This window comes from Marivirga sericea, from assembly GCF_900177665.1.
In the GTDB taxonomy this organism is placed as follows: domain Bacteria; phylum Bacteroidota; class Bacteroidia; order Cytophagales; family Cyclobacteriaceae; genus Marivirga; species Marivirga sericea.
In genome coordinates, this window is sequence record NZ_FXAW01000004.1 from 451,140 (window position 1) to 463,646 (window position 12,507).

At 33.5% G+C, this 12,507-nt stretch carries 11 protein-coding genes; 3 read left to right on the forward strand and 8 right to left on the reverse strand.

What is annotated here, in order from left to right; all coding sequences use genetic code 11:
• Positions 1-737 precede the first annotated feature (737 nt).
• The 3 genes from B9Y84_RS11850 to B9Y84_RS11860 all read left to right on the forward strand — a co-directional run bounded on the left by B9Y84_RS11850 (position 738) and on the right by B9Y84_RS11860 (position 4,829).
• The gene (locus tag B9Y84_RS11850; RefSeq protein ID WP_139828018.1) at positions 738-1,043 is read left to right on the forward strand and encodes a hypothetical protein; all 306 of its coding nucleotides are present in this window, start codon (positions 738-740) and stop codon (positions 1,041-1,043) included.
• 242 nt (positions 1,044-1,285) lie between these two features.
• Positions 1,286-4,213 (forward strand): sensor histidine kinase, encoded by a 2,928-nt coding sequence (locus B9Y84_RS11855; RefSeq protein WP_085517483.1) that lies wholly within the window; start codon positions 1,286-1,288, stop codon positions 4,211-4,213.
• The gene (locus B9Y84_RS11860) at positions 4,206-4,829 is read left to right on the forward strand and encodes a response regulator transcription factor (RefSeq protein ID WP_085517486.1); all 624 of its coding nucleotides are present in this window, start codon (positions 4,206-4,208) and stop codon (positions 4,827-4,829) included. Before B9Y84_RS11855 ends, B9Y84_RS11860 begins: the two co-directional genes overlap by 8 nt.
• A 40-nt stretch (positions 4,830-4,869) precedes the next feature.
• Here B9Y84_RS11860 and B9Y84_RS11865 read toward each other — a convergent pair whose 3' ends face one another.
• From B9Y84_RS11865 to B9Y84_RS11900, 8 genes are all read right to left on the reverse strand, one after another.
• Positions 4,870-5,751 (reverse strand): pepsin/retropepsin-like aspartic protease family protein, encoded by an 882-nt coding sequence (locus B9Y84_RS11865; protein ID WP_139828019.1) that lies wholly within the window; start codon positions 5,749-5,751, stop codon positions 4,870-4,872.
• A gap of 151 nt (positions 5,752-5,902) precedes the next feature.
• Positions 5,903-6,334 carry a S41 family peptidase gene (locus tag B9Y84_RS11870; protein WP_085517490.1) on the reverse strand — a complete coding sequence of 144 codons (432 nt, stop codon included), beginning with the start codon at positions 6,332-6,334 and terminating at the stop codon, positions 5,903-5,905.
• Positions 6,335-6,388: 54 nt separating this feature from the next.
• Positions 6,389-7,540, reverse strand: a complete 1,152-nt coding sequence (locus tag B9Y84_RS11875) for a hypothetical protein (protein ID WP_139828020.1) — start codon at positions 7,538-7,540, stop codon at positions 6,389-6,391.
• A 121-nt stretch (positions 7,541-7,661) separates the two neighbouring features.
• Positions 7,662-8,585, reverse strand: a complete 924-nt coding sequence (locus tag B9Y84_RS11880) for a hypothetical protein (protein WP_085517495.1) — start codon at positions 8,583-8,585, stop codon at positions 7,662-7,664.
• A gap of 75 nt (positions 8,586-8,660) precedes the next feature.
• Positions 8,661-9,767: a glycoside hydrolase family 3 N-terminal domain-containing protein gene (locus tag B9Y84_RS11885; RefSeq protein WP_085517497.1), complete on the reverse strand. Its 1,107-nt coding sequence runs from the start codon at positions 9,765-9,767 to the stop codon at positions 8,661-8,663.
• Positions 9,768-10,055: 288 nt separating this feature from the next.
• Positions 10,056-10,415, reverse strand: a complete 360-nt coding sequence (locus B9Y84_RS11890; RefSeq protein ID WP_085517499.1) for a hypothetical protein — start codon at positions 10,413-10,415, stop codon at positions 10,056-10,058.
• 581 nt (positions 10,416-10,996) lie between these two features.
• Positions 10,997-11,836, reverse strand: coding sequence for a DUF1735 domain-containing protein (locus tag B9Y84_RS11895; protein ID WP_085517501.1), 840 nt, complete (start codon positions 11,834-11,836; stop codon positions 10,997-10,999).
• Positions 11,837-11,850: 14 nt separating this feature from the next.
• On the reverse strand, positions 11,851-12,507 hold a 657-nt coding region (locus tag B9Y84_RS11900; protein WP_139828021.1), incomplete at its 5' end, for a RagB/SusD family nutrient uptake outer membrane protein.

Consider the following 12,507-nt stretch of genomic DNA (forward strand, 5'->3'; position numbering starts at 1 on the left):
CAATAAGCTTTCTATTAAAAAAACACACTGTCATTGCAGGATAGCTTGTGTATTGTCTATTGTAAGCAACATTTGAGTAGAAATCACCCGTGTTGCTTATTATCTATTTGTCGAGAAGATCTTAACTATGCAAATTTAATTGAAGGCTGAAGTTTTTACTTAGTCTTAATTGCGTGATATTTTTAAGCTTTATAATAGCACACTAAGGACCGTTTGATGAATAGCTACACTCCTCAATTGCAATATTTTTAAACTTCTTGTGAATTTTAAATCGAGTAATAGAATTCGCTAGAGAGTAATAGCTATTATTCAATTAATAAGATGACCTGATTTAAGAAAATTGCAGAACTGTTCAAGGACTAAGTAAATGTCATCATTTAATATGAATACTACATTTTGCATCAACCTAACAAATCATTTAAAAACTCTTCTACAGGCATTTAAAAGTATTTTTTTGTACTTCCTCTCAATTTATCTCATAATAATGCTATCATATTTGCTAAATATTTCATCAATTATGAGTGATTGTAACCGATACAAATTGGAATACCTTTGAAACAGGTTAACAAGTAAAAGCCCCTCAAAGTAGAATCTTCTTCAAAATTATTCAACTTCGGGGCTTTTTTACTTACATATTTTTTTAGAATCTGAGATATTGTTTTTCGTCTACACCTAAGGAACAAAATGTGACAACCTCTTTACAGGTAAAATCCGCAACCCAAAACAAAGAAAATCATATGAAAACAAAAGAGATCTCAATTAAAAAGACTTTGTCGAAAGAACGGTGTATTGATTTCTTTTTACGCTATGGATTCTTCATTTATTCTGAAGAAGAAAAATCATTAATAATGAAGAAAGCTGGTCGAGAATTTACTACTTCGGGCGAAAAGCTACCGAAAAAATTATCAGTTTTGTTTCAGGATGGTGAAACCGTTTTTAAACTACAATACGATATGTTTATTCTTTTTGACACTGGAGACCTAAAAAAAGAACTTGATGCGATTTCTACTCGCCTAAACTCCAACCTAGATAAATTGATGTGATTGAAATGAGCTCCTATTGGTTTTAATTTAATTTCAATTACTCCAAAAAGTATTTATTTTTATAAATAGACTTCATTTAGTCATCTAAGACTCAGAAACGGAGACCTTCCCTTAATCAAAACAATTGATTTAATAAATCAAAGTAGTTTTCTATTCAAGCTATTAGTACTTTAACTAATACAAATTGGGTGATATTATCTTCTAATTTATTAACGTAAATTGCTTCTTTATTCTACTAATAAATGCAAATACGATTATTCCTATTTTTACTGATAGTATTCTCTATTAATTCAACAGCGCTATTTTGTCAAAAGTTTGATGTTAGGCATATTGACTATTCCTATGGACTAAGTAGCAGTAATATGACCACTATTAATCAGGATCGTTTTGGTTTCATTTGGATAGGCACTACCCATGGAGGCCTTTACAGGTGGGATGGGGTAGATCTAAAATCTGCAAATGAAGATTTAAGTTATTCTTATATTAATGATATTTTATTTGCCGACAATGAGAACAAATACATTTGCACTTTTACCGAAATTAGTAAACTTGAAAACACGAATCAAATAAGAGCAAATATAGATTTGAAGCCCGAATTTGAAAATCAAAGAGATAGAATTGCTAAGTTATTTAAAGTTAAAAATAGAATAATAGTATTCACTTATTCCGGATGGGCATTTATTCTTGACTCTAAAAGTTTAAAATTAAAGCAGAAAGTTCTTGTTGCTAAAGATTTCTACAATTACAGAATTATTCAGTCAGACAACTCATTTTTACTTTTTAATACTAACTCCTCTGTTCAACTAAACATTGATGCTGACAGTCTATTTTCTAATGTTCCAAAAGTACCCAAAAAGCACCCAGGATCGAGAAAAGCTGAATATGGTGATGCTGTTTACAAATATAGTTTGCTATCAGAAGACCAAATATTTATGCAAACTGATGATTCCCTCTTTGCCCTAAATCAAAAAAATTTAGTAGTAAAAAAAAGATATAGCTTGGATTTAGCTGAACCTATTTATTCTCTACTAAAAATAAGGAATGAATGGTGGATAGGAACCAAATCGGGTTTATATCTATATGTAGAAGAGGAAAATCAACTTAAATTAGAAAGTAAGATTTTAGGCCAAACAACTAAAATGCTTTATCGGACCTCCGAAAATATCTGGGCAGCCACTATGGTAGGTTTTTTCAATATTCACAAGAAAAAAATTCAGCTGATTGAAGATTCTCAATTTCAAGGACCACTCTATAGTAATTTTGTTTACGTAAATAATTCAGTGTGGTCGTTGAGCTACTTTGATGGAATTAAGATATATGAGAAAGGAGTAATAAAAGATAGTATTAAGCTGGAAAACCCCATGAATGTACTTCCGAGGTGCATGTCTCTTTTCGATGATGATTCCGTGTATTTGGGTACACCAGGCGGATTGTTTAAGCTAAGTATTGATGACAAGACGCCACGACTAGTATCTAATTTCAAATATTATATTACATCAATTACCGCAAATCAAGACACTCTACTAATTGGCACTGCAAGAAATGGCTTCTTCAGTAAAGTAGGAAATACAGTCAAACATTTTTCTGTTGATAATAACAGTATAAAACTAGGGTGGACAGGTGCAATTACATCTTATCAAAAGTACACTTTTATTGCAAATGAAAAAAACGTCTTCCAGCTCGTTAACGATTCCCTGAAAAAAATTAATTTGCAAAATAAATTGGAATCTGACTTCGCTGTTACAACATTAAATGTTAACAATAGAAAAGAATTACTCATTGGAACAGCTAGTTCTGGTATTCTAATATATGATCTGGTTCAACAAAAGGTAATATGGCATCTCAAAACACCCCAGTTATCGTCAAACACAATAAATTTCATCAAAAAAATCAATGGCTATTTATGGATTGGAACAAACAAGGGTGTTGATATTATTGAAGGGAATGATAGTTCTTTTACAGTATATAATCTGAGCAATATATCAACCCTTGGGGGTGCCGAAACTTCTTTGATTGCTATAGAAGAGGTTGAAGACAAGGTTTGGATCGGCACTATTGCAGGGATTATTTCTGTCCCAAAAAATATAATAGAGCAAATTAAAAATAATGATCAAAGTCAGACTATAATTGAAACTGTAACCTACGGAGAGAAAAATATAGTCTACCCTATTAAAAATAATAATTCCATCTCTAAATTAGAAATACCTTATTCGACTTACGATATTAATATTGCATTTAATTCAATGCAATTTGACAATAAAAATAATGTTTACTACTACAAACTAGTCAATTATGATCGTCAGATTAATAAGGCGCAAAACTCTAAATTAGCTACTTATAAAAGATTACCTCCTGGCGACTATACCTTTGAGGTTTGGGAGGATAATCCGTTCCCGAGCAAAAGAAATGTAGCTTCTTTTAAACTATCAATCATTCCCCCCTTTTATAAAACAACCTATTTTATAGTGGGTATAATTTTAATTGCACTATTCATTCTTCTATTTTCGATCAAGAAATTCTTAGAATTAAAGGAAAAACAACTTTTGGTTCAAGAACAAATAAGAAATGAAGTAAGAAATGAGATTGCCATTGATTTTCATGACGAAATGGGCAATCACTTAGCAAAAATTATTAATCTTTCTGGTATTTTAAAATTGCAGGAAATCCCCTCACAATTTGTATCTACAGTTGATAAGATTGAAGAAAACACTAAGAAATTGTTTTCCTCTACAAGTAGTTTCATTTGGTCATTAAAAAGCCAAAACAACAATATTCATGAGATCTTTTTCTTGATAAATGAATTCTCAGAAAGTCTATTTCATAACACTGATACTAATCTTAGATTCTTTAATAATCTAAAAAAGAAACCGAAGCATCTTAACGTTAAAATGAGTAGAGATTTAACTTTGATTATAAAAGAATTACTTACCAATATTTATAAGCACGCAAGTGCAAGAAACGTATCCATAACATTTTCCGATGACACCGATATTGTGATTACCATTGTGGACGATGGCGTTGGATTCATTCATAAGGAGGATGTCAAAAATGGAGGATTATCTCATATCCATCACAGATCAAAACGTTCAGGAATTGAAATAGACTTTAATTCAAGAACTGAAGGGAATTCTGGAACAAAAATTATATTAAAAATTAATCAGCATGTTTAAGAAAAAAGTAATAATCATAGAAGACCAAGATGACTTGCGCGACAGCTTTGAACTTATTGTGAATGGTACAAAAAAATTTAGAGTTTTAAAGACCTACATTGATGGGGAGTCAGCTGTAGCTGAAGTGCACAAAACTTTACCTGACATTGCTATGGTCGATTTAGAATTGCCTGGCATTAATGGCATCGAGACCATTAAGATTATCAAAGAGAAAAGCCCTAAAACGGAATGTATTATTGTCACCGTATATGATGACCCTAACCTTGTATTTAAAGCTCTCAAGGCTGGCGCAGCAGGTTATATTATAAAAGATGCTAACTATCTGGAAATTATAGATTCTTTAATACAGCTTGATAATGGCGGTGCCCCCATGAGCCCACAAATTGCAAGAATCGTTATCCAAAATTTCCATATCAACGAAGATTCTCCCCTCTCAAAAAGAGAAACCGAAGTGTTAGAGCTGATATCAGAAGGGAAAAGTTATTTCCAGATTTCAGAAGAGCTCTTTATTTCTAAAGACACGGCAAGGTCGCACATAAGAAATATTTATATCAAACTAAATGTGAATAGTAAATCAGCTGCACTGGCAAAAGCAAAGAAAGATCATCTGATTTAAAATAGATAATAATTTTTAAGAAGCTATTTATTCACCTATTCTAAAATTTACTATTTATGTAAATATTGGGCTTGAGGTAAGCCAATTTCTTATTGAAATCCAGAAAAACATGAAAACGTTTGAGCAAATTACCTCCGAACAAAGCCGGAATATCTGATTCCACCTTTGTCTTAACTAAGTCAGCAGGCATATTATATACCTCAAAATCACCTAAACTAATCTTTGGCAGTAGTACTAAGTCTGACTCAGCAATGGTCCCGTCAGTACCGTAGCTAATAGACTCACCGATCAATAAAAATTCATTATCAAGCTTATTATTAATCACGGTATTATAATAAACTTTGAAAGTAGAATTATAGCCAGTATCTAACATTGCCCATATCTTTACTTTTTTCCTTCCTTTATAAATAATTGTTTCTATGTAAGGAAGACCACTAATAAACTTGATTTTACATTTACTATATTGATCTGAAAGTGTAGGCAATTGATCGTGAATGATCAACTCTGTGCTCTCAAAATTGAGCTGTATTATTTTGTTCTCAAAAAAATTCCAACCAATTAGACCATCTAGAATATCAGCTTCCGGGTAAGCAATCCCCAGTATATCTACTCCCTCATAATTATACTTCCCCACCAAAACTTGATTTCTTAAACTCTTATCTTCCTTTGAAATGCCATTTCCACCTTTATTCAAAACCACAGTATCGAATTTAATCTGTACGTTCTTTGTCTCCATTCTTGTTTTGTTAATAACAGTCGTATTTGCACCTAAATCAAAAACTAAATCTAAAGTGTCTGAACTATTAATCTTTCCCTGGACATACATGCGATTATCATCCTTTAAATTGAAAGGGATTATTTCTTGTCCGTTTGCAATATTGCTGATCAAGAAAGTCATGAATACAAATACAATACATTTCATAAATTCTCTAAATTTCTCTTTGGTAGCACATAATCACTAAAAATTCCAACAGACATTTCTTCCAGCTACAAATTCGGTATTTGGAAGTTTTGATGCTAAAATAAGTGAACTGCCTGAAGTCTAATCGCATTCCATAACGAACTTAGTCTGGCTATTGAACACTCTTATAAATCAATTCTTTAGCCTTTGGTAAATAATCAGAATTCGAAATGATTCTGTTCTTAGGCACAAAATCCTCTCTTGGAGTTTTATCAACATGGTAAAGCTTTATACCCGGGAATTGATAGCCTATTTTAGTTTCATCCAATTCAAAAGCCCAGATCCCTCCTAATAAACCAGCCATTTTGGTACCAACGATTTCAGCTCTATCAAAACTATCAAATCCTATAGATATTCCTTCTCCCATACTCCCTGTCCACCGCCCAACTAAAACGATAAGTGGTTTATCATAGGCATCACCTCTGGGTATTACTAATTCTTCCCATATTTGCTTGATTCCTGTATCTTTTTCGTCACCTACAAACCTATAGCGTTGATAGGGCATTTCTTCTGTAATGATCGAGAGCACTAAGCTATTTTTCATATTTGTTAATTATGTACTAAGGTCAATTAAGCAATGTACTTTTGGGAAGTGTTTTCAAGAATAAATCAGATTCTCAATAAAGTCGTGAAAGCCTGTTTCGTCCACATCCAAAACTTTCTTTAAGTTTTCAAAAAATAAACCTCCATCCTTTCCAGAATAGACTAACTTTAAAACATTTTCAAATCCTTTATCTTTAATGACTGCCTCACAGATAAAGGCACTCATTACGAAATAAGAAAAATGTCTATTGACCGATGATTTTCTGCCTTTCTTAAATTCCTCTAAAAAATCAATATTTGGTTTCCTTTCAATTTCGCTTCGAAATTGTGCTTTTAATTCTTCTATTGACTCGTAGCTTAAGCCATAACCCCCAAAATAGGTTGAAATACCATTTACAAATGGCCAGTAAATTTGTTCTCGATTTGGAAGATTGTAGTACAAATAGTCACCGACATAGCCAAATATATAATTTTCATTATCTGTTCCCGTCATGTAAATCTCGCCTTCGCTATCTGTAAAGCCTAAATCATAACATAAAAAGTTACAATTATTTGCACTGTAAATAAGCCCATATGATTTCAATAATTCGTCTATACTTTCAAACTTATAATAGTCTAAGGGTGATTTTTCTGTGTGAGTAAGCGTTGATAGCTCATCTCTAATTTCCGAAAATTCCAAAGCTTTCTGTTTATTGAAATTTCCACTATAGTAATAGGTTATATTATCATATTCTTCAGATTTGAAGTTCGATGTTCTTTCTTCGAAAGGACTGTAAAACCGGTAATGATCATTATAAGGAACGGCTTTCACTTCTACAATTCTATAAATAAAGGGCTGACCATCTTGAGATCCTGATAGAGAAAAAGTAATAAAATAGATTTCGCCTTCATCTCTTTCTGAATAAGATTTAATGACAATAGGATTGTTGAACACCCTACCTGGACTATTTTTACCAAAGCCCACCAGCTTATTAAAAAAGAATTCATACTTTCTCTGATGCGTAGAATCCACATACTCATTTGAAAACTTCCCCTGTTGAGCTTCGGTTAAAAATGCATTCAGAGACTTCTCTAGTTTTAGCGACTTGATGCTGTCTTTTTCAGCCAACTCGAGATTAAAATTTCTTTCCACTTTTATTTGAGCTTGAGCAAGCATGCAAGCTGCTATGAAAATAATAAACAGGCTAATTTCTTTAATTGTAAGCATAGATTATAAGTTAAATTGTTCTTTTTATTGACCTTAGCAGTACCTACCGAAAGCTTTGAATATCATTTATTTACAACTCTCTAAGGGAGACTAATTCACTTATCTGAACTGACTCCTATTCTTAGAATTCGGTATAGTCCAATTTTGTTAAATCATTGGTTTTGATATAAATAGATTCTCTATCAGCATCTATAATCATATTGAACCTCTTCAAGACATCTCCTCCGATAATACTCATTTGCTGCTGACCTATTTGACCTTGATAAAAGCCAACAGGAACTTGTATCAACTCAATATTTCCCAATTTGAAATTTGGTAACAGTCCTTTTTTCACCTTCACCACGTTTCCAAATGAGTCTCTTAATTCCTTCTGATCTACAATTGCGATTCTTTCTCCAATTTTGCTTTCTACAGCAAATTGATCGTCAAATAATAGCGCCCCACCATAGCCAGAGTGAATTAGAAACAAATTTTCATATTCCATTCCATCGATAGTAGTTTTCCCCTCTACAAATAGATTACCGTCTATATTGACCAAATTCATTTTAAGATACTCCTTTGACTTCTCTGGTAATTTTTCATAGAGCACCAATAAGCCGTCCTTAAAATCAATTTCAATGAAGTAGCCTTTAAATAAATGTGGCCCAAATTTACCATCCGTTGTGGGTCCTGATCTTTCATCTTCATAAATAGTAAGGCTGTCCCATTTTAGAGGGCCGATCCTCATCCTGTTATTATTACTAGATCTCCATACAGCTCTTCCTCCCCAGGTGCCCACATCACTCTCTTCATCCCATGAAATACCTTCTAATCTACTGGTAGTTTCTCTTGTTAATGTCACAGAGTTAGCCGCAGTATGAAACATTAAATCAAGTGTATCACCATCTCCAATTATAGCTTTAATAGAAATATTATTGTGACTTGTAAGTGTAAATGGTATGGCTTCAACAATATTATTAGAAGAATTTCGGAAACTTCTTTGACCATAAAGCTCTTGACTAGGAGAAATGACTAAGAGCAAATAAATTAATTTTTTACTCAACATTTTATATCTTCCCCATATGTGTAAGTCTTCATAATTAGCTTCTTATGATAAGTTGCGGGCCTTTCTTCTCTTTCTCTAAATTAAATTCAAGCATATCTTAAGCCTCAATATTTTTAATACCGATTGGTATACTTGCCTTTTATAAACAGGATTAACTTTCATTTCTTCTTCAATCCAATTAATTGTTTGCAGTTCATCAATAGGCATCAAAATCATATCGCATCCGGCTATTGAGGCCTTGAGAGTAGCCTTACCAAGTACTGTAACTGCTTTCATAATATTCAGGGCATCTGTAATGACAATACCTTTAAAGTTCATTTCATTTTTCAGTAAATCTGTGACTATAGTTCTAGAGCAGCTAGAGGGTAAACCCTTCGTTCCAAATTGTTCGTTATTTATTACTGTAATATGTGAAACCATAATAGAAATAACACCATCTTCTATAAGATGTCGGTAAACATCTACTTCTTGAAGTGGACCATCGATGTATACGGATTTCTTGTGCGTATCCCCAGTAACTAAGCCATGGCCAGGAAAATGTTTAGCAGTGGCTACAATATTATCAGACTGTGTAGATGAAATAAATTGATTACTCAGCATCACAACAGAATCTCTATTACTACCAAAACTCCTCGATTTGATTGCTTCGTTATTAGGACTTAAATCTACTACTGGAGCGTAGTTGTGATGTATTCCTACATCTCGTAATTTTTGATTTATAACTTTAACAACAGAGTCACACTGTTCGAGAGATTTAATGTCAATGGTATTCACCATCTTCTCGGTTCCTAATATCCTGCCGTTAAATAAGCTTGGCTCAGCATCCATGCTATTTATCAAGGGAATGCTACCATTATGTGTGGATATCTTCTTAAGGTCTTTGATCAAAGATTTATGATCCTCTTCTTTGCCTTTCAAATATACCACGCCTCCAATTAAATTTTTCTCAACTAAATCTTTTACAGTCTCATCTGATTTCCCAAGGTCACCGGCAGATGTAATTACCATCTGTGCAATGCGCTCTCGTTCAGTTAAAGTATTAAAAATGCTATCTGTCAGCTGAGCCAAATCTGCATCATATTTATAGAAATCTGCTAGTGAGTATTTTAGCCCTTGAGCTTTAAGGTTAAATGTTGAAAAAAGAAAAAATAAAGTTGTAAGGAAGACAAATTTCCATGTCATTGAAATAAAAATTATTTTGAAAAGTTTTATCTAAAAATACAATATTGAAGACTACACACAATCACTCAAAGTGTTTGATTCTAATTTAAAGTTGTAAGCCCATATTAGGAAGCCCCATATTACTTTCTTCACAGTGAACTCTTTGATAAAAAGGGTATGTTTAGCAGAGTTAACACACTAACGTTGATTTCAGATATCTAATTGTGCGGTCTGTCATCATATACGTCCTCGATAAAATACCCTTTTGCATTGTATGGTACTTCTTAGAAATTAGTCTTACAACTCTTCTTAGTCAACTATTGCTTCTTCGACAATTATTTCTATCCTATCTTCGCTAATCGTTTCTCTCTCCTCCTCAACAACCACAGCAGTTATTATTTCAGTCTCCTGACTGGAATCACCAGTGGCTTTTACTACAACTCCTTCAGCTGTTGATTCGATTATTTCTTCTACTATGACTTCTAAGTCATTGGAATTCGTTTTTTCAGATACCACTTCATCGGCTACCTTCATTAGTTCCTCTTCAATGACAATAGCCTCATTTTGTTGTAATCTATCTTTTAAGGACTCTGGCTCTTTAGAGCAGGATAAGATAATAAAACTTGTCATAAATAGTGTAAAAATGCTGAATGTTTCAATTCTTTTCATAATTAATAAAGTTTTAGTTTAAATAAATGCAATAATCCAATTTCTGTACATAAGGATCTTTTGCTTTAAGTTTTATGATATACTTACTTATTGATACTTAACATCTTAAGTTACTAACTTTAGCTTCGTTATTACTTAACTTAAGTTAATTAACGTAGCAATTTGAAATTTTCTCTTTTTGGCCAATCTTGACCTCATTCTACTCAAGTAATATGAGGTAATTCCTATAAAAATAGCCAATAGCTTTAGCGTTACCTTTCCAATTATATCAAGATGAACTTTCACCAAGTTCAAGTAACGCTGTGCTGGAGATTTTAAAAGAAATTCAATCTAATTAAATGAAATCACCCAGAAAAATGGTGCTATCTCGCAACAAATAAAAAGTACGGATGAGCTACTTTACTTATGAAAGCCAAGACTTTAAACATTCACATAGATAATTGTCTGATAGAATCAATTTATCTTTTAAAAGTGTAAAAAAAGATAACACCAAGCCTTTGGTGCTATCTTTTTAAAATAAACCATTAATCCAAAACAAATCGTTTCGCCATTAAAGCATTATAAATCTTGAATATCATCTGTCATTGTTTGGTCAAAACAGTGATACCCGCATCACCGAAACCGTTAGACCAAGAAAGAGTTAATTGACCAGTTGATGCATCATAGCTTCCTGTTCCATTAAAGACATCGCCACCATAAACCGTGTCGTCTTGGTCAACCATTACTAGATCACCACAAACATAGTTTACGATTCCAGGGTTGTCGGCTGACTCATAATGATTTTTATATAGTCCCCCTGTTACGTCAGAAAATTGTAGCTGAGTATCTGAGCCATCAACAGAAGTGATTTCAACCACATTAGTTACACCCTCTGCTTCTGCTGGCGTTGTACCAGTAGTTACTACATTGTAAGTTCCAAAGATAGCATCAGGAGCTGGGCACGAAACTGCCAATGTAACAGTCGCTTCAGCATATTCCTCTAAAATGGGCACTGAAGCATTAGTAATTCTGAAAACGATAGTCACAGGGTTGTCTACCTGCAAGTTATCATCCGAAACTTCAAAATTAATCGGAGCAGTGTACTCACCAGCGGGAATTGTAATTGTACTTTCAGAAATCATCTCAAAATCAACACCTTCTACTGCCGTAGAGGCTTCTGAATCAACTTCATATGTTAACTCAACTGCTGAATTACTAACAGCACCACCAAATGAAACAGTTATTGAGGATGCAACATTTTGCCCATCCGGAACAGCTATGAAATTTTTAGTAGGACTAGCTCCACCATTTGCTTCCACTATCTCAACAAAGCCCTGATCTGTAAAATCTGTGATCAACTTTGAAGTTCCAGGCTCTTCGAAACATCCTGTAAGGAATGGTACGAGAGCCACGATATATACTATATATAATATTTTCTTCATATCTAAAAAATTTATTAATTATAACCAGGGTTATTTACCAAAATGTCCTCACTTAAACTGATTTCAGCTTGAGGTATTCTAGGAAGAATTCTAAAATCCTCGTAAGGAACAGCTCCAGTTCCTGCAGCTGCAGGCTTAGAAATGTCTCTTCCCAATCTTTTCAGATCAAACCATCTATGACCCTCTGCCATAAATTCGATTCTTCTTTCTCTTAGTACATTATCAACCGTTGCTGATACACCACCCGCTAAACCACGAGCTGCTCTGAATGCATTTAAGAAAGGATCACCTGCGCCAGGGCCTAAAGCCTCTGCCGCAATTAAGTAACCTTCTGATAATCTCAGAATCGGAATATTTTCCTGAAAAGGAACAGTTCCTTTGTTACCTTGCCATTTAGTAAACTCCTGACCTAAAGTCTCAGTGTTAAACATCCCGCTTCTCACATCACCTGCTTGAGACTCAATAGCTGCAATAAGCTCGTCACTAGCTGTAATAATGAATTGGCTACCTCCTGTATCATTCATTAGCAATGAATGCAAACTGTTATTGGCACCGTCAACTCCATTCCAATCAGCAACACCTAAATCTGATGAAAACACTGCTTCTGGATGAAATACGAAATTAGCATCATCCCATGAAGCTACATAATCAGCAGCTGCCACTAGGTCAGA

Coding starts and splice junctions, on each gene's coding strand:
- B9Y84_RS11850 (WP_139828018.1), top strand. CDS start 738: ATGAAAACAAAAGAGATCTCAATTAAAAAGACTTTGTCGAAAGAACGG.
- B9Y84_RS11855 (WP_085517483.1), top strand. CDS start 1,286: ATGCAAATACGATTATTCCTATTTTTACTGATAGTATTCTCTATTAAT.
- B9Y84_RS11860 (WP_085517486.1), top strand. CDS start 4,206: ATGTTTAAGAAAAAAGTAATAATCATAGAAGACCAAGATGACTTGCGC.
- B9Y84_RS11865 (WP_139828019.1), bottom strand. CDS start 5,751: ATGAAATGTATTGTATTTGTATTCATGACTTTCTTGATCAGCAATATT.
- B9Y84_RS11870 (WP_085517490.1), bottom strand. CDS start 6,334: ATGAAAAATAGCTTAGTGCTCTCGATCATTACAGAAGAAATGCCCTAT.
- B9Y84_RS11875 (WP_139828020.1), bottom strand. CDS start 7,540: ATGCTTACAATTAAAGAAATTAGCCTGTTTATTATTTTCATAGCAGCT.
- B9Y84_RS11880 (WP_085517495.1), bottom strand. CDS start 8,585: ATGTTGAGTAAAAAATTAATTTATTTGCTCTTAGTCATTTCTCCTAGT.
- B9Y84_RS11885 (WP_085517497.1), bottom strand. CDS start 9,767: ATGACATGGAAATTTGTCTTCCTTACAACTTTATTTTTTCTTTTTTCA.
- B9Y84_RS11890 (WP_085517499.1), bottom strand. CDS start 10,415: ATGAAAAGAATTGAAACATTCAGCATTTTTACACTATTTATGACAAGT.
- B9Y84_RS11895 (WP_085517501.1), bottom strand. CDS start 11,836: ATGAAGAAAATATTATATATAGTATATATCGTGGCTCTCGTACCATTC.